This is a genomic window from Mycoplasmopsis gallopavonis (genome assembly GCF_900660635.1).
GTDB lineage: Bacteria > Bacillota_I > Bacilli_A > Mycoplasmatales > Metamycoplasmataceae > Mycoplasmopsis > Mycoplasmopsis gallopavonis.
This window is the reverse complement of record NZ_LR215032.1, coordinates 233,642-256,521: the sequence shown is the minus strand read 5'-3', so window position 1 is coordinate 256,521 and position 22,880 is coordinate 233,642. Positions and strand designations below refer to the sequence as shown.

The following is a 22,880-nucleotide window of genomic DNA, read 5'->3' as shown; positions in this document are numbered from 1 at the left end:
TTACAAAAAAAAAAAAAAAACTAGCTAATGCCAGTTAAACTGGGACACGAAATATGGACACAACCATATTTCGTGTTTTTATATATTTAGGAGGTATTATGAGACAATTAAAGGCACATGAATGATTAGAACTATTCGGTAGTTATGAAGATTACAAAAATAATTTGATATCAAAAAATGATTTTGAACTTAAATATTATTCAATCAGAGGTTTTAGTTTTTTTGATAGAAAATTCAATGAGGCTAAAAAATATTTTGTCTTCAAGTATAACAGATATAATTTAGGAATGATAAATATAGAATCGCAAACAGGTAAATCATCTAAAAAAGGTAAAGGGTCAGGTAGACCAAAAAGGCAAAAAATTACTCCTATTGAAATTGTAAAAAAGGAATGAGAAAAAATGCCTAAGGAACAATTGATTGAAATTTTAGAAATTTATAAAGACTCTTTTGATAGAAATAATATTGAAGTTGATATTTCTAAAATTAAGAAATCTTCACTTTCTACAAGAAAATTGGGCCTATGCTTTAATAAATCTAAGTCAACAATTCACAATCTAAAAACTAAAGAGCAGCAAACAAGAAAAAAATCTGTAAATACTAAATATGATGAATTAATAATTAAGTCATTTAAGAAAAATAAGGGTTTGTTTGGTAGAAAAAGATTGGAAAGTTATATTAGAACAAAATTCCAAATAGATCTAAATTATAGGACTATTGGTAGAGCGATGAGAAGATTAAACTTATTTTGTTTAATCAGAAGAAAGAAAATAGATAGAGAACAAAAGAACACAAACGTAAAATTTATAGATCTTGTTAATCGTGATTATCACGGAGAGACAAACCAAATAATTGCCACTGATGTTACTTATATTTCTGCACCAAAAGATTGCTTAAACAATTTTGTATTTTTATCTGTTGCGATTGATCACAAAAGCAAATTTGTTGTTAATTATAATCTTTCAAAAAGAAATGATTTAGAACTAGTAATAGAACATATGTCTAAAATCAAAATGGATAAAAAATGAATAGCTCATTCTGATCATGGTTTCCAATATTCTTCAAAAACTTATGTAGATTTAATTCAGAAAAACAATGGTGTTGTATCAATGGGTAGAGTAGGAAATTCTTTAGATAATAGAGAAGCAGAATATTTCTTTTCAATTTTAAAATCAGAATGTTTAAAATTAATCGATATTACAAAAATAACTTTTAATGAATTAAAATCACTGATTGATGATTTTGTGTTTTGATACAACAACGAAAGAATTCAATCAGTATTAAATTGAAAAACACCTCAAGAGTGTTGAGGTGTTTTAGTAAATTAAACTTTTTGTCCACTTTTCGTGTCCCAGTTTAAGTTTTGGTCAATTTCTTGAAATGGAGCGAGTGAAGGGAATCGAACCCTCATAGTCAGCTTGGAAGGCTGAAGTTCTGCCATTAAACTACACTCGCAACTTGCTTAATTATTATACCTACTTTTATTTTTAAGTCAATATTTTTTTAAAAATTCTTAATATTTTTTCTATTTTTATTTTTTATAATTAAGTAAATTACTTTTTTAGTTCTTTTTTTGTTCGTTTTATCAAAAAAATTATTAATTAAGTGGAGAAAAAATGACAGCACAAGTAGAAACAAAAATAAATGACCAAGAAAAACCAATTGTAATTGATTCAGACAAAGATATCAAAGATGCAATAAAAGAAATAGAAAAGAAATATGGTAAAGAATCAATAATGTTATTAGGCCAAGTTAATGACGTGAAAGTTGATTCGTTTCATAGTGGTAGTTTTGCATTAGATCAAGCACTTGGAATCGGTGGTCTTCCAAAAGGTCGGATTATAGAAATTTATGGTCCAGAAAGTTGTGGTAAAACAACTTTGAGTTTACATGCAATTGCTTCGATTCAAGAACAAGGAGGAATAGCTGCTTTTATTGATGCGGAACATTCAATTGATCCTGGTTATGCTTCAAATATTGGAGTTGATGTTAATAATTTAATTCTTTCACAACCAGATTCAGGTGAACAAGCTCTTGAAATTGTTGATATTCTAGCTAAAACTGGTAAAGTGGATTTAATTGTAGTTGATTCAGTTGCAGCTTTAGTCCCAGAAGCTGAATTGCAAGGTGAAATGACTGATCAGCAAATCGGTTTACAAGCACGTTTAATGTCCAAAGCACTCCGTAAAATTACAGGGAATTTAAACAAAAATAAAACAACAATTATTTTTATTAATCAAATTCGTGAAAAAGTCGGCTTAATTTTTGGTAATCCAGAAACAACTCCTGGTGGAAGAGCTTTAAAATTTTATGCAAGTATTAGAATTGAGGTTCGAAAAGGTTCGATCATTAATGAATCCAAAGATATTATTGGAAATGAAATTAAATTTAAAGTTGTTAAAAATAAATTAGCGGCTCCTTATAAAACAGCTAATAGTGAAATTTATTTTGCCCAGGGAATTGATAAGATTGGTGAACTTGTTGATTTAGGTGTTGAAAAAGGAATTATTGAACGCAAAGGGTCTTGATATAGTAAGGATGACAAAAATTTAGCTCAAGGTAAAAAGAACATGAAGGAATACATCGAGCAACACAAAGAAATTAAACAAGAAATTATGAATCAAATAAAAAATATATAAGAAAAAACTTCAACAAGTAAGTTGAAGTTTTTAAATCAAATAAATATTTATTTAATCAAGAATTATTTACGGATATTAAGATCTTCTAATGCTTTTGCGTAAGCATCAAAATCTGTTTCTTTAAGGTGTTTTAATAACACTTTACGTTGAGCAATTTTAGCTAAGAAACCTCTACGTGAGTGGTTGTCTTTTGGATTTTTTGCAAAGTGAGGTTTAAGAGCCTCGATATCTTCTGTTAAAATCGCAATTTGAACAACTGCATTCCCTGTATCTTTAGCATTTTTTCCGTATTTTTTAACTAATTCTGCTTTTCTTTCTTTTGAAACCATAATAAAATCTCCTTTGTGTATTATTATGTTTTAAACCTAGTTTTTAGATTTTTTGTAAAACCAAGTCTAAAATTTATGTTTTTCCTTTTTATTATATAACAAAAAGAATTTATTTAAATCAAGCAAAATCAAAATTTTCTTCAGCTTTTTCAAGATCTAAATCGGTAATTATTTGGTTGTCACTTTTTTTGATTAAACGAAATGTTTTGACAATTTCAATTAGCAACTCATGCTTTTTAGAAGCAAGTTTAAATTCTTTAAGAATATCTTTATTAAACTTAGAATTTTCATCTAAATTAGTTAAAAGAAAAATCCCATTTTGATTATTTTTATTAATTTGAATAAGAGCAGGAAAAATCATTTTACTTTGCTTTAATAAGACTATTACAGATCCGTAATAAAATCCTTCAGCGATTGGAGTGATTTGAGAATCTCTCTCAAAAGTTCATTCAACAGAATTAAAATTAAAAGCTGTAAATGTATAGTTATGAATTAACTTATTATCTAAAAATTCAAGATCTCCAAAGAAAAGAGCTTCTTTTAAATTGGATGTTGAAATTTTAGAACCTTGTTCTTTTAAAATATCAACTCCAATTACATTTGCGTTCTTTAAGAAATTTTTGATATCGCTAACTTTGCAAGCAGCATTTCTGCCACAAGCAAAATTTTTACCAACAATAATTGTACAAGCTAAATTACCTGTTAATTTTTGTAAAAAATCTAACCCTTCCATTAAACCTATTTTAGAAAATTCTAAAAGAACAATTTGATCAATTGGCAAATTTGTGTAATTAGCTAATTTAGCATTATTATCAGTGAATTTTTTTCCCTTGTTCGGTAAATCATCATTATCAAATGTAACTAAAATTTTTCTTCCTTTGAGTTTTTGAGCTTGTTTAAGAAGAGAATAATGTCCTTGGTGAAAGCTTTCGAATGCACCAATGATATAAATGTTGTTCTCTTGGGGTTTAAATTGTTCAAATGGTGTAACTAGTAAACTTTGAGTCATTTTTAAATTAATTTTAATTCTTTAAGTTTTCAGTAGACACCATCATATTCACAATCTAGAGCTATATCTTTAGCTACTCTTTTAATTTTATCGTTAGCTCTTTCCATAGCAACTCCATAATATGCGTCACGAATCATTTCAAAATCGTTAGAGCTATCTCCGAAAGCAATAAGATTATTGATTGAATATCCTAATTTTTCACAAAGAATTTCTAAAGTATGACTTTTAGTAATGTTTTTAGGACTAATGAAAAAACCTCTGGTTCAACGAGCTGATATTTCCATTTGGTAACCTTTTTCTAGAATGTATTTAGAAATTTCATCGCTTAATTCACGTGTATTATCACAATTAATTGTAATTACATATAAATCATTTCTTGACAAATATGCTTCATCAAAATTTTTGTAGTTTTCTTGGAAAGGTCTCACAAATCATGAATCTAAATTCATTTTTGGTGATTTATAAACTTTATTAAAATCAGCCACAGAAAAACCATTAACTTGACTAGCAAATTGATCATAAAGATCAACAACTTCTTCTTTAATTAAAGTACTCTTATATAAGAAGTCTTTCTTTTGAACATCCCAAATAAATGATCCGTTTGCTCCGATGAAATAATCAACTGGTTCTAATTGTTCGAGAAAATCACCTATTGTAGCAAATTCTCTTGCAGTTGAAATTACTGTAATTACTCCATTTTTCTTTAATTCTTTAAATATTTTTTTAGTATTATCTGAAAATTGATTAATACCATTTGGTAATAAAGTTCCATCAACATCAAATGCCGCAACTTTAATTATGTCTTTTAAATTTTGCATTTTAACTTAGCCTTTCTAAAAATACTTTTTTGGGTTGAAATTTATTATTTTGAATAATTCCGACACAAGCAACTTTTTTCTCTTTAATTCCTAAAACTAGTTGATTATCTTTGAAGTTGTTTTTTTGGAAACTTCTTCCAAAATGAAGTTGATTGATTTCGAACTCATTAAGTTCAAAAAAAGGTAAATCAATCAATTCATTTCAATCTAATTGCTCAGATTGATTTTCTTCTAGTTTATTTAATTTAATTGTTCCACATTCAACACGTTTTAAATAATTCATCACACAGCTTGTTTTTAAAAATTTAGCAAGATCCATTAATAAACTACGAACATAAGTTCCTTCAGATACTTTCATGTATATTTCTAGTTCTTGTTTTTTAAAATCAAAATTCAAAATTTGAAGTTCAAAAATCTCGATTTTTTGCACTCTCATTTCAACTTTTTGATTTTCTCTTGCGTACTCATAAGCTTTTTTGCCATTGATTTTTTTAGCACTATAAATTGGAGGGATTTGTTCTTTGAGTTTTAAAATTTTTGGTAAAACTTCTTCGATATTCTTTTTTGTAATTTCTGTTTTTTCTAAAAAACTAACAGGAGTATCTATGTCAAGTGATTCTGATTTATAACCAAACTTAGCTTTAGCAATGTAGGCTTTTGTTTTATCAGAGATATATTCTAAAAGTTTAGTGTCGCTATCAGTTGCGACAATCATTAAACCGCTTGCTAATGGATCTAAAATTCCTGTATGACCTACTTTTGTAGCATTAATTTTTTTACCAAATTTACGAATAGTTTGATTAGCAAACTCTTTTGAAGCTTTATGAAATTTATAAAACATTTTCTTACTCCTAATCTCGTTTGATGTGTATTAATATTTTACTAAAAAGTGAATTTTTATGGTTTTTTTTAATATCTTTTTAGGTCTTGTTTTTAGTTAAAGCAAGCAAGTTTAATTATAAAATGCTATAATATAGCATAATTATGAAGACAAAAAATAAAGTAAAAAAACCAATTCTTATTTTTAGTGGACCTAGTGGTGTGGGTAAAGGAACAATTGAAAGATTACTTTTTAATTTTGATGAGTTGAATTTGTCTTTATCTTGTTCAGCTACTACAAGAAAACGTAGAGAAGGTGAACTTGATGGTGTGCACTACTATTTCATTGATGTGGATGAATTTCGTGACAAAATTAAGAAATATAAATTTTTAGAATTTTCTTATCACCTTGGTAATTATTACGGGACTTTATTTTCAGAATTAGATCGGATTCATTCAAAAAACAAAGTACCAATGCTTGAAATTGAAACTGGTGGAGCAAAACAAGTTATAGCTAAGTTAAAGCAAGAAGAAGACAAATATAATTTAATTACAATTTTTGTATTACCACCATCAATTAATGAGCTTAGAAGAAGAATTATCAATCGTGGTTCTGAAGATGAAGAAACTTTGAAATTAAGATTAGCAAAAGCTGAAGAAGAAATTGCTGAATCTGATATTTTTAAATACCAAATAATTAATGTTGATCCAAACGAAGCAGCAGAAGAAATTCGTCAAATTTTACACAAGGAATTAAATATTGATTAAGCATTTTGAAAAAACTCTCAAAGGTGATTATCGAATTAAAAATGACGATCGTGTTGGATTTTTCGAAAACGAAGGAGCATATTTAGCTGTTCTTTGTGATGGAATGGGCGGACATTCTTATGGAGATGTTGCGGCAAGTATGCTTGTTTCTTCTCTTGGACTACAGTTTCAAAATATTGCAGGTGGTTATAAATTCCAAGATGCTATTCAAACTAAAAAGTGAATAGGTATTGCGATTGAAACTGCTAAAAAGGAACTTAAAAAACAAGTTGATCAAGATCCTAGCAAAATGCAAATGGGAACTACCTTAGTTGCAGCAATTATAATTCCTAAGCTTCGTCGTTTTTTTGTTTTTAATTCTGGTGATTCAAGAGCTTATGCTTTTACTCACAAAAATGAATTAATTCAAATTACAAAAGATCAAAATGTCGGAAATTCAATGATTGATAGAGGACTTGATTTTGTGCAAGCTTTTTCGAACGAAAAAGCTCGTTATTTAACTAGTTCAATTGGACCAATGATGAGTACAACTGTCGAAATTTATGATTTTGACGAAAAAAGCTATTCGAATGTTAAAAGACTTCTTCTTACATCTGATGGTGTTCATGAATTTTTATATCATTCTGAACTTGAATACCTAACTTCATTATCAGGAACTCCTGAATTTATAGGAACAAAAATTCTTGAAAAAGCCACAATCAATCAATCAAACGATAATATGAGTGTTATTGTTGTGGACTTTGAATTTGGAGGTTCTAATAATGATTAATAGCAATATTAAACGTAACTCAAACGTTTTTCAAAAATATGAAATCATTAATTCTATTGGTAATGGAGGAATGGGCTCTGTCTTTTTGGTGAAATCTCTTGAAAATAATCAGTATTATGCCTTAAAATATCGTAATAATGATTTTAACGAAGTAAATAAGAAGCGTTTTAAATCAGAAATTCAACTTTTAGGAAAATTAAATTGTAAAAGAATTCCGAAATTAATTGATTTTTATGAAGATGATACTGAGCAGTACTATGTTATGGAATATATCAAAGGAGTGACCTTACAAAGTAAAATTGCAGATAATGGTGCTTTAGATTCAAGGCTAGCAGTCAATTACGGACTACAAATAGCAGAAGCAATTGGTGATTTACATGCTAATGGTATTATTCACAGAGATATTAAAAGTCAAAACATCTTAATTGATGAATCTCAAAATATTAAATTAATTGATTTAGGAATTTCTTTAACAAATGATTCGCAGCGTTTCACCAAAACTAACGCAATTATTTGTAGCCCATATTATGCGGCACCTGAATTTACAATCCGTAATTCTAAAATTACTAAAGCGGTTGATATTTATGCTTTGGGAATAATTATGTTTGAAATGATTATTGGTAAATATCCATTTGAAGGTAATCAGGAAAGCGAAACAATTTTAATGCACCGTAACAAAAACTTTCCTAATCCACGAGAATTTAGAGATATTAATCAAGCTTTATGTAATGTAATCTTAAAAGCAACAGCTAAACGACCTGAAGATCGTTATCAAGATGTTTGAGATTTTAGTAGTGATCTTAGAACTTCATTAGACATAACAAGAACATTAGAAAAACCATTATCACCAAAAACAATTAAACCTAAAAAAGGAATAGCTGAATTTATTAATAGCAATTTATTTTTAGTTCTTGCTATTAGTGTTATTTTATTAGTTATTTTAGTCCTTGTCTTTTTAATTTGAAGGTTGGCATAAATGAGTCAAATTTATAAAGTTTATTCAATTGTGGCAGGTATTTATACAGTTGTACATAACGACCTAGTTTTAAAAATTCCTGCCGCAGGTAAATTAAGGTATTTAGAATTACAACCTATTGTTGGTGATAATGTCTTAGTAAAAGACGGGCAATTAGTTGAAATTCTTGAGCGTAAAAATGAATTTATTCGTCCTAAAGTAGCAAATGTGGATCAAATGTTAGTTTTTATGTCAATTAAAGAACCGGAATTTCAACCTTTTTTAGTTGATAAATATTTAGCAATTATTGAAAGCAAAAAGATTAAACCTGTTTTATGTTTTACAAAGGTAGATTTAGATCAAGAGCAAGCATCTTATTGGGCTAATTATTATAAACAAATGGGATATGAAGTTATTTTAATTAATAATAGCAAAATAGAAGAAACGACTTTAAATGCTTTAAAATCAAAAATTAAAGATAAATATTCTGTTTTTATGGGCCAAAGCGGTGTTGGAAAAACTACTACACTCAATAGCCTCGGAAATTATAGTTTCGAAACACAACAAATTTCCAAAGCATTAGGACGTGGAAAACATACCACAAGAGTGGTAAGTATTATTGAATTTAATGATGGTTTTTTAATTGATACACCTGGTTTTTCTTCATTAGAGTTAGAATTGAGTAAAATAGAATTAGCACAAAGTTTTGAAAGTTTTCAAAAACTTGCTCAAACTTGTAAATTTCGTTCTTGTCTTCATAATCAAGAACCTAAAGATTTTTGTGCTATCAAACAGAACATTGGGACAAATCTTGTTCCAGAACTACGTTATAAAAATTATTTAAAACTTTTATCAGAGTTAGAATAGGGAAATTTATGAAAAAATATGTTACACCTAGTTTATTAAATGTTGAGCCAGAAAAAAGATTAGCAATGGCAAATACATTAGTAGAGAATGGAATTAAATGAATTCACTATGATATTATGGATGGTGAATTTGTTCCAAATACAGCTATTTCAGTGAAGGAAATTGAAAATATTAATAAAAATGGATTACCACACATTAAAGATGCACATTTAATGGTTGTTGATCCTTACAATTACATCCCGCTTGTTTCAGAATCTTGTGATATTATTACATTCCATTATGAAGCGATTTGTGATGATCTTGAACAATTTGAAAGTTTTTTAGAAGAACATTATCATGAATTCAAAATTGGTCTTGCAATTAAACCTGAAACCGAAGTTTCTGAGATTGTTCCGTTTTTGGATAAACTTGCACTTGTGTTAGTTATGTCTGTGCAACCAGGTAAAGGCGGTCAAAAATTTATGCCAATTGCACTTGAAAAAATTCAAGCTTTAAAAAATTTAAGAGTTAAAAACGGTTATGACTTTTTAATTCAAGTTGATGGTGGAATTAATTCAGAAACAGGACCGCAATGTTTTGAAGTCGGAGCTGATGCTTGTGTTGCTGGAACATTTTTAGTAGTATCTCCAAATAAAGAAACAATTAATTCCGTTTTAGGAAAATTTGCTAAATAATTTTTTATATAAAATAAGTACCTTAAATTTAGTTTTTTATTGAGGTGCTTTTTCTTTCTCTTTTTTAAAAAAAGAAATAAAAAAACTAGCTAATGCTAGTATGGTCAATTTCTTGAAATGGAGCGAGTGAAGGGAATCGAACCCTCATAGTCAGCTTGGAAGGCTGAAGTTCTGCCATTAAACTACACTCGCAATTCGTTTGTGTGTTAATATTATAGCACAAAAATAAAGCTTCCAAGAGATTTTTTTATTTAAATAAAATTATTCTATATTAGAATAAATAAATTAGACACTTAACGTCGCATGTGTTAAAAAACCATGCGGCGTTTTTCAATTTAAATTTGATTGAGGTCTTTCGAAGCTATATCAAGAAAAATATTTAGATATGATTGAATTTACTTCGCTATCTAACATTTTATTAGTTTCATAAAAATCTAATAATTCTCTTTGAACTAATGCAAAAATAAATTCGGAAGGTCTATTTGCTAATGAATTACCTTTTGGAGACATTGATTGTTTAGTATTTACATTTTTTAAAAATTTAGAAAAGGCAAAATTTGCATATTCAATTCCGTGATCTGAATGAAAAATAGTAGGTTTGACTTTGTGGTTATCAAGAGTATCTTGAACAAGCTTTATAGTAGATGCAGAATCTCTTATATCCGATAAAGTTCAATTTAAAACAGTGTTACTAAAAGTTTCGGTGATAACATGAAGAAATCTCATTCCTTCTTTTGTTTTAATAAATTTAATATCTGCATGTAATTTTTCACCAAAATAATTTGATTTAAAATTTCCTTGAACTAAATCTGATGCTCAGATTCTAGAGAATTTTACCTCTTTGTTTTTCTTTGATTTTTTCTTTTGATATGCTCTTGATTTATATTGATTAAATTCATAATTTAGTCTAAATAAATATGAAGAAATTCTTTTTTGGTGCGTTAATAAGTATTTTTGATAAAGTTTATCTCTTCCTATAACAAAATTAGAATTTTTAGCTTCTAAATTAATTCAATTAATTAATTCATGATCAATATATTTCTTTTTGTCAATTTTTTCTTTCTTAGAATAAGAGTAATAAAAAGAAGTTCGATTTAATTTCAAAACTAATGAAATTTTTGAAATATTTCTAAATTGTTTACTTTTTTCTTCTTTTCTTTTTCTAATTTTTTCAAAAATTTCTTGTTGTTTTATTCCTCTTTCTTCCAAAATTTCTTCCATAATATCCTGATAAAGATCTCTATCTTCCTCACACAATTCATTGATGCTAACTCTTTTTCTTCTTCCTGAGTTAGGTTTTTTATTTTTACCTGATTTACTTTCTAAATTATTCATGTTAGAATTATATATTTTTATCCAACTCTTTAATAAAGCTTTCGCTCTTCTATAAGGATTTTCATGCTTACCCTTTTTTCTTTGTTTTATGATTTGATATCTTTCTCAAAAATCTTCAACAAAAGTTTTAATTTTTATTTCAAAACCTTCTTTTTGGTAAATGTGGATATATTTTAATTTTTGTTCTTTTGTAAATTGTTTTAAACGCATAAAAAAGACACATTCCTTTCTTTTTGGAATGTGGCTCGAGTGTAACTTGCAGTGCAACGAAAAACACCTTCCCTTGAGAAATTTAGGGAGGTGTTTTTTTGGTGTTTTTGTTTTGAGTTTTAATTAACTATTTTTATAAGTTTTAAAGAACTTATTTCTTTTGGTGTTAGATCTTCTTTTTCTATAAGAATATTCATATAATTGCATTTCTTTGATTTTTGGATCTCAAGGTTCTTTAAAATAATTTCAATTAAAAAATAATTCATCAGATGTTAAAAAACCTAATATTTCTCTTGGCATATTGTTAATTTTTCTTTCTGTTTCTATTATATTTTCATCTAGTATTTTGTTAAAATTTGTTTTCTTCGGGTATTGTCTTCTTACTAATCCATTGAAGTTTTCTATTGAACCTTTTTGAAAAGATGCATATGCATCGGCTTTGTAAATTTTAATTTGTAGCCTATATCCTATCATGAAAAAGATCTTAAATTCAAATCCGTTATCAATTGTTATAGACTTCACATTTAATTTTCTTTCTTTAATTAATTCGAATAAAATTTTAGCTACAATTCAAGGGTTTTTATTAGGTACTTTTCTTATTAATCCATACCTAGTTTTTCTTTCTTCAAAAGTTAGTAAATGTTCGCTTTTTGAACCTGTTTTTCCAATTATTAAATCAGCTTCTCAGTGCCCGAATTCTGACCTATCATTAATATTTTTAGGCCTAAAAGTTATAGGAACTATATATCTATTTCCAACAAGTCTTGTTAAAACATTCCCATTTCTTTTTCCGCCTTTTTTATAATAACTTCGTAATTTATTTTTCTTTGTTAATGCTCATAAACCACTATTAATTCAGTTGTACAAAGTTTTTAAAGAAGGGACAGGAAAATTATTGGTATTATATACTATTAATCTGGAATTTTTGACTCCTAAAAAAATAGGATTATATATATTTAAAAAAGCTTTTGTAAAATCATTGTAATAAGAAAATTCAGATTCTAATTTAAATTGATATTTTCATTTTTCTCTTATTTTATGTTTCTTTTCAGCCTCTTCTGCTATATATCCATTTTCTGTTGAATTATTTTTGATTTCTCTTCAAATTGTAGATTTTGAAAATCCAATTTCTTTAGCAATTTGTTCTATAGAGAGTGAACTATTTTTAAAAAAAAAAAAAAAATTCTAATTGATAAACTGGGACACGAAATATGGACACAACCATATTTCGTGTTTTTATATATTTAGGAGGTATTATGAGACAATTAAAGGCACATGAATGATTAGAACTATTCGGTAGTTATGAAGATTACAAAAATAATTTGATATCAAAAAATGATTTTGAACTTAAATATTATTCAATCAGAGGTTTTAGTTTTTTTGATAGAAAATTCAATGAGGCTAAAAAATATTTTGTCTTCAAGTATAACAGATATAATTTAGGAATGATAAATATAGAATCGCAAACAGGTAAATCATCTAAAAAAGGTAAAGGGTCAGGTAGACCAAAAAGGCAAAAAATTACTCCTATTGAAATTGTAAAAAAGGAATGAGAAAAAATGCCTAAGGAACAATTGATTGAAATTTTAGAAATTTATAAAGACTCTTTTGATAGAAATAATATTGAAGTTGATATTTCTAAAATTAAGAAATCTTCACTTTCTACAAGAAAATTGGGCCTATGCTTTAATAAATCTAAGTCAACAATTCACAATCTAAAAACTAAAGAGCAGCAAACAAGAAAAAAATCTGTAAATACTAAATATGATGAATTAATAATTAAGTCATTTAAGAAAAATAAGGGTTTGTTTGGTAGAAAAAGATTGGAAAGTTATATTAGAACAAAATTCCAAATAGATCTAAATTATAGGACTATTGGTAGAGCGATGAGAAGATTAAACTTATTTTGTTTAATCAGAAGAAAGAAAATAGATAGAGAACAAAAGAACACAAACGTAAAATTTATAGATCTTGTTAATCGTGATTATCACGGAGAGACAAACCAAATAATTGCCACTGATGTTACTTATATTTCTGCACCAAAAGATTGCTTAAACAATTTTGTATTTTTATCTGTTGCGATTGATCACAAAAGCAAATTTGTTGTTAATTATAATCTTTCAAAAAGAAATGATTTAGAACTAGTAATGGAACATATGTCTAAAATCAAAATGGATAAAAAATGAATAGCTCATTCTGATCATGGTTTCCAATATTCTTCAAAAACTTATGTAGATTTAATTCAGAAAAACAATGGTGTTGTATCAATGGGTAGAGTAGGAAATTCTTTAGATAATAGAGAAGCAGAATATTTCTTTTCAATTTTAAAATCAGAATGTTTAAAATTAATCGATATTACAAAAATAACTTTTAATGAATTAAAATCACTGATTGATGATTTTGTGTTTTGATACAACAACGAAAGAATTCAATCAGTATTAAATTGAAAAACACCTCAAGAGTGTTGAGGTGGCTCGATTGTAATTTGCATTGCAACGAAAAAAATTGAAAAACAAAAGAAAAAAGCATGGTTTTATCCACGCTAAATCAGGATAAAAAAATTAGACACATTCCAAAAAGAAAGGAGCGTGTCTTTTTTATGCGTTTAAAACAATTTACAAAAGAACAAAAATTAAAATATATCCACATTTACCAAAAGAAGGTTTTGAAATAGCGATTATAACTTTTGTTGAAGATTTTTGAGAAAGATATCAAATCATAAAACAAAGAAAAGAGGGTAAGCATGAAAATCCTTATAGAAGAGCGAAAGCTTTATTAAAGAGTTGGATAAAAATATATAATTCTAACATGAATAATTTAGAAAGTAAATCAGGTAAAAGTAAAAAACCTAACTCAGGAAGAAGAAAAAGAGTTAGCATCAATGAATTGTGTGAGGAAGATAGAGATCTTTATCAGGATATTATGGAAGAAATTTTGGAAGAAAGAGGAGTAAAGCAACAAGAAATTTTTGAAAAAATTAGAAAAAGAAAAGAAGAAAAAAGTAAACAATTTAGAAATATTTCAAAAATTTCATTAGTTTTGAAATTAAATCGAACTTCTTTTTATTACTCTTGTTCTAAGAAAGAAAAAATTGACAAAAAGAAATATATTGATCATGAATTAATTAATTGAATTAATTTAGAAGCTAAAAATTCTAATTTTGTTATAGGAAGAGATAAACTTTATCAAAAATACTTATTAACGCACCAAAAAAGAATTTCTTCATATTTATTTAGACTAAATTATGAATTTAATCAATATAAATCAAGAGCATATCAAAAGAAAAAATCAAAGAAAAATAAAGAGGAAAAATTCTCTAGAATCTGAGCATCAGATTTAGTTCAAGGAAATTTTAAATCAAATTATTTTGGTGAAAAATTACATGCAGATATTAAATTTATTAAAACAAAAGAAGGAATGAGATTTCTTCATGTTATCACAGAAACTTTTAGTAACACTGTTTTAAATTGAACTTTATCGGATATAAGAGATTCTGCATCTACTATAAAGCTTGTTCAAGATACTCTTGATAAACATCAAATCAAACCTACTATTTTTCATTCAGATCACGGAATTGAATATGCAAATTTTGCCTTTTCTAAATTTTTAAAAAATGTAAATACTAAACAATCAATGTCTCCAAAAGGTAATTCATTAGCAAATAGACCTTCCGAATTTATTTTTGCATTAATTCAAAGAGAATTATTAGATTTTTATGAAACTGATAAAATGTTAGATAGCGAAGTGAATTCAATCATATCTAAATATTTTTCTTGATATAACTTCGAAAGACCTCAATCAAATTTAAATTGAAAAACGCCGCATGGTTTTTTAACACATGCGACGTTAAGTGTCTAATTTATTTATCCTAATATATGGTTTTATCCACGCTTTTTTTGTGTTTTTTAAAAATTATTTAAAATTTTTTGTGGTGTTTTTGAGAATAGGTACACCATATGAATTATAAAAGAATTACATTTAAAACGAGAGTTCAATTAGAATTTTTTTTAAAAAATAGTTCACTCTCTATAGAACAAATTGCTAAAGAAATTGGATTTTCAAAATCTACAATTTGAAGAGAAATCAAAAATAATTCAACAGAAAATGGATATATAGCAGAAGAGGCTGAAAAGAAACATAAAATAAGAGAAAAATGAAAATATCAATTTAAATTAGAATCTGAATTTTCTTATTACAATGATTTTACAAAAGCTTTTTTAAATATATATAATCCTATTTTTTTAGGAGTCAAAAATTCCAGATTAATAGTATATAATACCAATAATTTTCCTGTCCCTTCTTTAAAAACTTTGTACAACTGAATTAATAGTGGTTTATGAGCATTAACAAAGAAAAATAAATTACGAAGTTATTATAAAAAAGGCGGAAAAAGAAATGGGAATGTTTTAACAAGACTTGTTGGAAATAGATATATAGTTCCTATAACTTTTAGGCCTAAAAATATTAATGATAGGTCAGAATTCGGGCACTGAGAAGCTGATTTAATAATTGGAAAAACAGGTTCAAAAAGCGAACATTTACTAACTTTTGAAGAAAGAAAAACTAGGTATGGATTAATAAGAAAAGTACCTAATAAAAACCCTTGAATTGTAGCTAAAATTTTATTCGAATTAATTAAAGAAAGAAAATTAAATGTGAAGTCTATAACAATTGATAACGGATTTGAATTTAAGATCTTTTTCATGATAGGATATAGGCTACAAATTAAAATTTACAAAGCCGATGCATATGCATCTTTTCAAAAAGGTTCAATAGAAAACTTCAATGGATTAGTAAGAAGACAATATCCGAAGAAAACAAATTTTAACAAAATACTAGATGAAAATATAATAGAAACAGAAAGAAAAATTAACAATATGCCAAGAGAAATATTAGGTTTTTTAACATCTGATGAATTATTTTTTAATTGAAATTATTTTAAAGAACCTTGAGATCCAAAAATCAAAGAAATGCAATTATATGAATATTCTTATAGAAAAAGAAGATCTAACACCAAAAGAAATAAGTTCTTTAAAACTTATAAAAATAGTTAATTAAAACTCAAAACAAAAACACCAAAAAAACACCTCCCTAAATTTCTCAAGGGAAGGTGTTTTTCGTTGCACTGCAAGTTACACTCGAGCCACCTCAAGAGTGTTGAGGTGTTTTAGTAAATTAAACTTTTTGTCCACTTTTCGTGTCCCAGTTTATAAAACCATGCTTTTTTCTTTTGTTTTTCAATTTTTTTCGTTGCAATGCAAATTACAATCGAGCCACATTCCTTTCTTTTTGGAATGTGTCTAATTTTTTATCCTGATTTAGTTTTTAGGACACGTGGAGTCATGGATAATTTATTTATTCTAATATAGCTAATTTCTATAGCTTCTTTTATTTTAAATTTTCTTTTTTTGCAAAATTCTCAATTATTTCTTTATCTGTTTTTTCTTCTTCTTTGACTTTAGAATAACAAAAGCTTATAGTATTGTCTTTTTCAAATCACGTATATAATTTTTCTCTTAATATATATGTTTTTTCACTATTATAAATGCTTCTTTTTTGACCTTTGGGATTTCTTCTTATACCAATGCAATATTTTTTATTCGGATCTTCTGAATCTTTATTACTCATTTTTTTTACTATTGCGACTCTTTCTTCATCACTACATTCGTGATTTTCTTTCATTTTTGTAGGTATTTTGCTTCCGAAATATTTACTAAACTGCCTTAATATATCTCCTATATTTTCTTTGTATTCTATTTTAAAATATTCTCTTATTTCTCGAGCTTCTAACAATAAGCAACAAGAATTGGCCTCGCAAACTAATTCTTTTTCCGAATCATCTATAAAGTTTAACTTTAATAGTGCAAATTTATTTTTCTTTTGTTTTTCTTCTGTAAACCTTTCTACTAATACAATATATTTAATTTCTTTGTATTTAAAGATAAAACTTGATATTAATCGCTCCTTTTCTTCCATGTCTAATTTTAGTTTTTTTAAATTTTCTAAACTTCGCATAATAATATTCCTTTCATTATTATTATATCGCAAGCCACTCATTTATTTTGAATTTCATAAATCATTGTATTATATACTAAAATTGTTTTAACTTTTTTAAAAATCCTCAAAATCAAAAAAATGAATTAAAATTCATGTTACTAAAATTAACTTTTTTAATTTGAATCTATTTACAATTTAATTTAACTTTACAACTATTCATTTACCTAATTTTGTTGAGCCTTCATATTTGATAAAACCTGCTTTTTTCATTTTGGTTAGATGATAACGAACACCATCTATTGTAAGGTTTAATTTATCTGCTATTTCTTTTGCACTTATTTCAGGATTTTGCATTATCATTTTGATAATTTCGTCTTGTTTAGTAGTAGTTTTAGTAGTAGTTTTAGTAGTAGTTTTTTGGTAATTACTACTATTAAAATGATCATTTAAAAATTCCGCATTGATGCCCATGACTGCGTTTGTATAATTATCTTCTTCGTTATCAGGATAAAACTTTAAATCAGGTGAATTGTTTTCTAAAAGAGCATCTTTTGCACGTCTTATACCTGATCCGTAAGACTCTATTAAATTAAGTGCAAAAAACATATCTTTCAATTCTTTATTAATATATTGTCTTCTATCAAAACGTTTATTGTTATTCAAAGCATTTATCGTAACAGGCGGCAATGGTCTATTGTGATTTACAAAAGAAATGCTATCTTTATAAATATATATTCCTACATATTCAGGTGTATCATACTCTTTATGCAATATAGCATTTGTAGCAAGTTCTTCAAATGCTGTAAGTGGATAGTTAAATATAATTTTGTGTTCAATTTTATTAGATTCTCTAATTGTATAAGAAGTCATAATATTGTTTTTGAAGTAATCATTTACCTGTTTAACTTGCATCCAAACTGGTCCATCAAATCTCTTTGATTCCATTTTATCTGTTCCCTCAACTTCTCTTATGATTTCCACATGAGCATTTGGAATAAATTTATTTGGCTTTTCAGCGAACATAAGTACAGCGAAATTCTTTGCTCTATAACCTCCATACTCGCTTTCACTTACAAGTTGTAGACTTTTTGCTATATCCAGTTTCGACATTTCTCTAATATCTTTTTTCGCTCCTGTTTGGAATAAGTATTCTTTCATATACTCATAGCTTAAATCATCTATTGTTGCTGTCTCATTGAGGTTTGAACTAAATGAGAATCCTGCAAATTTTTTTAATATCTCAAATTCTTCAGTTGGATTAGGTAACCTAGAATCTCTTTCAACTCTAATATATCTTCCTGCTTTTAATCTTATATTTTTGTCTTTTTCTGCTTTCTCACTTGTTTGAAACGGACCACCTGCAGTGGGTTCTACTGCAAGAATCATATAATATTTATTATCAATTATGTCAGAAGTAATATGATATTTAATTTTGGGATGAATATTAGAAAGGAGAGACTTTAATTCGTTTTCGATACATTCAATTTTTGATTCAGTTATTCCTGTAATTGGTCTTTTAGGAATTGCCTTTTCACCTGTCTCTTTATCATCTACTTCTTCTATGCCAATAAATAATAATCCGATCTCGTTGTTCATGTAATTATTAGCAAAAGCACAAGCGGTTTTTAGAATTTTATCTTTAAAATTTACTGACTTTTTATATTCAATAAAACTATTTTCCATATTTCTATTTTCAAGAATGTTATGAGCCATTCTCTTTATATCAAGAATCTGCATGATAACTCCTTTTTTTATTTTTATATTGAGATATTCAAAATAATTAATAAATTTCTATAAAAGACTTATTGTTTTGTTTTAATACTTAATATGATTATAATTATTCTTTTTTAGTTGTTTTTTTATTATTGATCGATTTGATATTAATATAATTTTTTACATAATAATTGGTTTTTTAGAGAATATTTACCATTTTCTCATTTCTTGGGGGATGTGAAAAATATTCATAAAATTAAACTAAACTCATTTGATAATAGTTTGAGCTTAATATTTTAAATTTTAATTGTTATTCCGTAGTCTCGTTTCATGACTTGCTTTAATCCATTTTGTGAAATTATATTCTTTAATAATTATAGCATTTTGTGCACCCTAAATATAAGACCATCATAGAGTTATAATTTTAATTTTTATATGTTTATAAAAACCGTCTTATGCTTTTGAATTGCTTAAAAAAATAAAAAAAGTCTGATTGCTTAGCATCAAACCTCTATCTATCAAATGGTGGAGATGACGGGAGTCGAACCCGTGTCCACACATAAGCAAATTTTACGCTTCTACAGTTTAGTTTATTCTTTGTAATTATCGAAAACTAGAACAAACAAGAAAGTTTTTGATAATTGATCTAATTTCACTAAAGCTGCGATCATTTTCTTTAGCTATCCTTTTTAACAACATTTTTAACTTAAAGGAGTCGGTCAAAAACGACTTTACTGCTATTTATTAAGCAAATGCAAAGCTTTGTGTTCCAGCGAAAGCTGGGTTGCTGAATGAAAATTCTTCAGCTTGTTTTTCAGATTTTCCGTTTAAGAAAGCCTAGTAGCAATTATAGTCTGCCACACTACTGCAACGCTCAACCACCTATATGTGTCGAAACCATTACACCCCCGTTTAATAAAACTTTAAAGCTTTTTTAATTGCTTTTTGGGTTTCTTCCTTAACTATTTTAGCACGTTTGTCGTATTTTTTTAAACCTTTTGCAAGTGCAATTTCTAATTTTATGTAACTTCCTGAAAAATATAATTTTAATGGAATTAATGTAACTTGCATTGTTTCAATTTTTTGTTTAAGTTTACGAATTTCTTTTTTATGTAAGAGAAGTTTGCGATCACGATATTCATCGCATTTTAATAGCATGTATTGTTTAAAGAAAGAATCTTTTAAATAGACTTCATCTTTATAAATTGAGCAGTATGCATTGGAAATATCAACACTATTTGCTCTACAAGTTTTTACTTCTCATCCTTGAAGTTCAATTCCGGCTTCATATTTTTCTAAAATTTCATAATCATGAAATGCTTTTTTATTATTAGATATTATTTTCATAATTCAATTAATATTATAAATGATAAGAAACTAACTTTTTCAAAATTTTATTTGGTGCATTTTGAAATTGCTTTAAAATATTAATTGCAAGTTATCAAGAAATAAATTGAAATTTAAACAAAATTAAAAAAAGTTTTGTTTAAATAAAATTTCTTGTATAATAATATTGCAACTTGGGGGGATAGCAAAGCGGCCAAATGCGGGTGGCTGTAACCCACTTTCTTAGGATTCGGGGGTTCGAATCCCTCTCCCCCCACCATTTTGCCCCATAGCCAAGCGGTAAGGCAGCGGGTTTTGGTTCCGCCATGCGTTAGTTCGAATCTAACTGGGGCAGCCATATCGTCGGAAGACGATTTTTTTATTCTATTTTGAAAATGAAAAGATTGATTTTTTTAAAATAAATCAATCTTTTTTTAATCTTTTAAAAATATAATTGTAAAATATCATATGATATGAAAAAAGAATTAGATAAAATTACACCACTTGAAAAAGATTTCCCAAGATGATATACTGATGTTGTCAAAAATGGTAATTTAATTGCTTATGGACCAACAAAAGGAACTTTAATTTTCAAACCTAATTCATATGGTATTTGAGAATTAATTCAAGAAAACCTTAATAAAATTTTTAAAGAAAAAGGTGTTCAAAATGTATATTTACCATTATTAATTCCTGAAAGTTTATTTGCTCTTGAAAAAGAGCATGTTGAAGGATTTAATCCAGAACTTGCAACAGTTACGCATGTCGGAAATCGTGAGCTTAGTGAAAAATTATATATTAGACCTACTTCTGAAGTTCTTTTTGCTGATTTTTTTAAAAATTCAATTGAATCATATAATGACTTACCATTAATTTTTAATCAATGAGCAAATGTTTTAAGATGAGAAAAAACAACTAATCCATTTTTAAGATCAAGAGAGTTTTTATGACAAGAAGGTCATACTTCACATGCTGATCCACTTGAAGCGAGAAAATTTACTCGTTCAATGATTAACACTTATTCAAAATTTTTAAAAAATTATTTAGCAATTCCAACTATTGTTGGTAAAAAAACACCACACGAAAAATTCGCTGGTGCGTGTTCAACATACACAATTGAAGCAATGATGAAAGATGGTAAAGCTCTTCAAGCGGGTACTAGTCATTATCTTGCTCAAAACTTTTCTAAACCTTATAAAATTACATTTAAAAATAAAGAAAATAAAGAAGAATTTGTTTATCAAACTTCATGAGGTGTTACAACAAGATTAATTGGCGCTATTATCATGACACATGGTGATAACCGTGGAATTATTATCCCTCCACGTGTTGCTCCAATTCAAGTCGATATTTTAGAACTTTTTGCTAAAAAATCACCAAGAGTTTCTGAAGTTGCTGCTAAATTGCAATCAGAATTAGGACGTAAATATCGTGTGAGATTAGATTCAAGTGATAAAAATCCAGGATATAAAGCGGCAAATAGTGAAATTCAAGGAGTGCCACTTAGAATTGAAGTTGGTCCACGTGATCTTGAAAATGATATGGTAACAATTGTTCGTAGAGATCAAGTCGAAACAAAAATTTTGGTTAAATTAGATCAAGTTAAAACACAAGTTGGACAATTATTAGATCAAATTCATGACGATCTTTATGCAGCAGCTAAACAGCGTCTTGACGAAAAAACTATTTATGTTTACAACTACGACGATTTTAAAACAAACATTGAAAAACAAAACTTTGTTATTGCACCATTTTGTTGTTCTGAACAAGCTGAAGAAGACATTAAAGCAGAAACAGGAGCAACTACAAGATGTATTCCTAAAATTTTAGATAAACCTTTAAAAAATGCAAAATGTATTTATAAACATTGTGATAGTGAAACAAATCGTTATGTTGTTTTTGCGAAAGCATATTAAAAATCAAGTTGTTTAATCAACTTGATTTTCTTTTGCTTTTTTATGATCATTAACTACTTTATTGAGTTTTCTTAGTCAATCCTGAGTTTCCAAGTTGGAAGCTCTTTTTTATACCTTTTACCTTATTACTTATATACATAGTATATAAGTACACTTTTTAATTATTTTAATTTTTTACAATGATTACAATGATAATAATGTATAATATAAATATGAGTAACTACATTCTGTATAAAAGAAAAAACCCAAAAGGGATTTACATTGCATTAGGAATATCAAAAGGATACGGTAAAGGGATTGGGAATTTAGTTGGATTAGGTTATTGAGAAGAAATTAAAGAAAAATATTCTCTGCAAAACATCGATGATTTAAAACCAATTGCTAGATTGGTTCCTGTTGGAGAAGATAAAATTGAAGTTAAAACCAAATTTTTCCAATTACTTAACCCAACATCTGTCGAAACAAATGTAAAAAACGTTGGTATTGAACTTATTTATAAAGTAATTAAAGAACTAGATTTATTTAAAGGATTACCTAAAACTAAACACAAATCTTTAGAAGAAGTATTAGAATTTATTGTTGCAACAAGAATAATTCAACCAAGAAGTTATATTTGTCAATACAAAAACAAAAATGATTTTTTACATAAGATAGATGTAAAAAAATCTTCAATTTATAACTATTTTGATACTTTTTTAGAATATAAAAATACAATTTTAAACTAGGACAGAAAAAA

At 27.0% G+C, this 22,880-nt stretch carries 19 protein-coding genes, 4 tRNA genes, 1 other RNA gene and 2 pseudogenes; 14 read left to right on the top strand and 12 right to left on the bottom strand.

From position 1 onward, the window contains the following. Positions 1–53 precede the first annotated feature (53 nt). A complete protein-coding gene (locus EXC53_RS03445; protein ID WP_129724648.1) occupies positions 54–1,328 on the top strand; it encodes an IS3 family transposase in 1,275 nt (424 codons plus the stop codon). A gap of 53 nt (positions 1,329–1,381) precedes the next feature. Here EXC53_RS03445 and EXC53_RS03440 read toward each other — a convergent pair. Further along, positions 1,382–1,455, bottom strand: a tRNA-Gly gene (locus tag EXC53_RS03440). 161 nt (positions 1,456–1,616) lie between these two features. Between EXC53_RS03440 and recA the strand changes: the two genes are divergently transcribed. Further along, positions 1,617–2,639 carry a recombinase RecA gene (gene recA, locus EXC53_RS03435; RefSeq protein ID WP_119572177.1) on the top strand — a complete coding sequence of 341 codons (1,023 nt, stop codon included), beginning with the start codon at positions 1,617–1,619 and terminating at the stop codon, positions 2,637–2,639. A 62-nt stretch (positions 2,640–2,701) separates the two neighbouring features. On the opposite strand, the gene rpsO is transcribed toward recA, so the two are convergent. The 4 genes from rpsO to truB all read right to left on the bottom strand — a co-directional run bounded on the left by rpsO (position 2,702) and on the right by truB (position 5,636). Next, a complete protein-coding gene (gene rpsO / locus EXC53_RS03430; RefSeq protein WP_119572178.1) occupies positions 2,702–2,968 on the bottom strand; it encodes a 30S ribosomal protein S15 in 267 nt (88 codons plus the stop codon). A 109-nt stretch (positions 2,969–3,077) separates the two neighbouring features. Continuing rightward, positions 3,078–3,977 carry an FAD synthase gene (locus EXC53_RS03425; protein ID WP_119572179.1) on the bottom strand — a complete coding sequence of 300 codons (900 nt, stop codon included), beginning with the start codon at positions 3,975–3,977 and terminating at the stop codon, positions 3,078–3,080. Between the two features lie 2 nt (positions 3,978–3,979). Beyond that, positions 3,980–4,795 carry a YcsE-related riboflavin metabolism phosphatase gene (locus EXC53_RS03420; protein WP_119572180.1) on the bottom strand — a complete coding sequence of 272 codons (816 nt, stop codon included), beginning with the start codon at positions 4,793–4,795 and terminating at the stop codon, positions 3,980–3,982. A gap of 1 nt (position 4,796) precedes the next feature. Beyond that, positions 4,797–5,636 (bottom strand): tRNA pseudouridine(55) synthase TruB, encoded by an 840-nt coding sequence (gene truB / locus EXC53_RS03415; RefSeq protein ID WP_119572181.1) that lies wholly within the window; start codon positions 5,634–5,636, stop codon positions 4,797–4,799. Positions 5,637–5,779: 143 nt separating this feature from the next. On the opposite strand from truB, the gene gmk reads away from it, so the two are divergent. From gmk to EXC53_RS03390, 5 genes are read left to right on the top strand one after another with little or no spacing between them, the layout of a single operon-like run. Then, positions 5,780–6,382, top strand: coding sequence for a guanylate kinase (gene gmk, locus EXC53_RS03410; RefSeq protein ID WP_119572182.1), 603 nt, complete (start codon positions 5,780–5,782; stop codon positions 6,380–6,382). Continuing rightward, on the top strand, positions 6,375–7,151 hold the full coding sequence (locus EXC53_RS03405) for a PP2C family protein-serine/threonine phosphatase (RefSeq protein ID WP_119572183.1): 777 nt from the start codon (positions 6,375–6,377) through the stop codon (positions 7,149–7,151). The genes gmk and EXC53_RS03405 overlap by 8 nt, the downstream gene beginning before the upstream one ends. Continuing rightward, the gene (locus tag EXC53_RS03400; RefSeq protein WP_119572184.1) at positions 7,144–8,127 is read left to right on the top strand and encodes a serine/threonine-protein kinase; all 984 of its coding nucleotides are present in this window, start codon (positions 7,144–7,146) and stop codon (positions 8,125–8,127) included. The genes EXC53_RS03405 and EXC53_RS03400 overlap by 8 nt, the downstream gene beginning before the upstream one ends. Further along, positions 8,128–8,973, top strand: coding sequence for a ribosome small subunit-dependent GTPase A (gene rsgA, locus EXC53_RS03395; RefSeq protein WP_119572185.1), 846 nt, complete (start codon positions 8,128–8,130; stop codon positions 8,971–8,973). It begins immediately after the preceding gene. Between the two features lie 8 nt (positions 8,974–8,981). Continuing rightward, positions 8,982–9,647 (top strand): ribulose-phosphate 3-epimerase, encoded by a 666-nt coding sequence (locus tag EXC53_RS03390; RefSeq protein ID WP_119572186.1) that lies wholly within the window; start codon positions 8,982–8,984, stop codon positions 9,645–9,647. A 118-nt stretch (positions 9,648–9,765) separates the two neighbouring features. Here the strand turns inward: EXC53_RS03390 and EXC53_RS03385 are convergent. The 3 genes and pseudogenes from EXC53_RS03385 to EXC53_RS03375 form a co-directional block, all read right to left on the bottom strand. Beyond that, a tRNA-Gly gene (locus tag EXC53_RS03385) sits at positions 9,766–9,839 on the bottom strand. 93 nt (positions 9,840–9,932) lie between these two features. Further along, positions 9,933–11,192 carry a DDE-type integrase/transposase/recombinase gene (locus tag EXC53_RS03380; RefSeq protein WP_129724731.1) on the bottom strand — a complete coding sequence of 420 codons (1,260 nt, stop codon included), beginning with the start codon at positions 11,190–11,192 and terminating at the stop codon, positions 9,933–9,935. Positions 11,193–11,315: 123 nt separating this feature from the next. Further along, positions 11,316–12,353: pseudogene (locus EXC53_RS03375) on the bottom strand (IS30 family transposase); the annotation flags it as partial. A 50-nt stretch (positions 12,354–12,403) separates the two neighbouring features. Between EXC53_RS03375 and EXC53_RS03370 the strand changes: the two are divergent. The 3 genes from EXC53_RS03370 to EXC53_RS03360 all read left to right on the top strand — a co-directional run bounded on the left by EXC53_RS03370 (position 12,404) and on the right by EXC53_RS03360 (position 16,246). Beyond that, positions 12,404–13,738 carry an IS3 family transposase gene (locus EXC53_RS03370; protein WP_129724720.1) on the top strand — a complete coding sequence of 445 codons (1,335 nt, stop codon included), beginning with the start codon at positions 12,404–12,406 and terminating at the stop codon, positions 13,736–13,738. A 262-nt stretch (positions 13,739–14,000) separates the two neighbouring features. Continuing rightward, complete coding sequence (locus tag EXC53_RS03365; RefSeq protein ID WP_129724718.1) at positions 14,001–15,050, top strand: DDE-type integrase/transposase/recombinase; 1,050 nt, start codon at positions 14,001–14,003, stop codon at positions 15,048–15,050. Positions 15,051–15,148: 98 nt separating this feature from the next. Further along, positions 15,149–16,246, top strand: a complete 1,098-nt coding sequence (locus tag EXC53_RS03360; RefSeq protein WP_129724716.1) for an IS30 family transposase — start codon at positions 15,149–15,151, stop codon at positions 16,244–16,246. Positions 16,247–16,580: 334 nt separating this feature from the next. On the opposite strand, the gene EXC53_RS03355 is transcribed toward EXC53_RS03360, so the two are convergent. The 4 genes from EXC53_RS03355 to smpB form a co-directional block, all read right to left on the bottom strand. Next, a complete protein-coding gene (locus EXC53_RS03355; RefSeq protein ID WP_129724714.1) occupies positions 16,581–17,207 on the bottom strand; it encodes a DUF6037 family protein in 627 nt (208 codons plus the stop codon). Between the two features lie 177 nt (positions 17,208–17,384). Beyond that, positions 17,385–18,926 (bottom strand): AlbA family DNA-binding domain-containing protein, encoded by a 1,542-nt coding sequence (locus tag EXC53_RS03350; protein ID WP_119572247.1) that lies wholly within the window; start codon positions 18,924–18,926, stop codon positions 17,385–17,387. A 499-nt stretch (positions 18,927–19,425) separates the two neighbouring features. Next, positions 19,426–19,812, bottom strand: a transfer-messenger RNA (tmRNA) gene (gene ssrA / locus EXC53_RS03345). A gap of 2 nt (positions 19,813–19,814) precedes the next feature. Then, entirely contained in the window at positions 19,815–20,249 is a 435-nt protein-coding gene (gene smpB, locus EXC53_RS03340; RefSeq protein ID WP_119572246.1) for an SsrA-binding protein, read from the bottom strand. A 175-nt stretch (positions 20,250–20,424) separates the two neighbouring features. Here smpB and EXC53_RS03335 point away from each other — a divergent pair. The 4 genes and pseudogenes from EXC53_RS03335 to EXC53_RS03320 all read left to right on the top strand — a co-directional run. After that, positions 20,425–20,508 (top strand) — tRNA-Tyr (locus tag EXC53_RS03335). A gap of 3 nt (positions 20,509–20,511) precedes the next feature. After that, a tRNA-Gln gene (locus tag EXC53_RS03330) sits at positions 20,512–20,586 on the top strand. A gap of 115 nt (positions 20,587–20,701) precedes the next feature. Continuing rightward, positions 20,702–22,144, top strand: a complete 1,443-nt coding sequence (gene proS / locus EXC53_RS03325; RefSeq protein ID WP_119572245.1) for a proline--tRNA ligase — start codon at positions 20,702–20,704, stop codon at positions 22,142–22,144. A gap of 179 nt (positions 22,145–22,323) precedes the next feature. After that, positions 22,324–22,863: pseudogene (locus EXC53_RS03320) on the top strand (IS1634-like element ISMsy1 family transposase); the annotation flags it as partial. Positions 22,864–22,880: the final 17 nt, after the last annotated feature.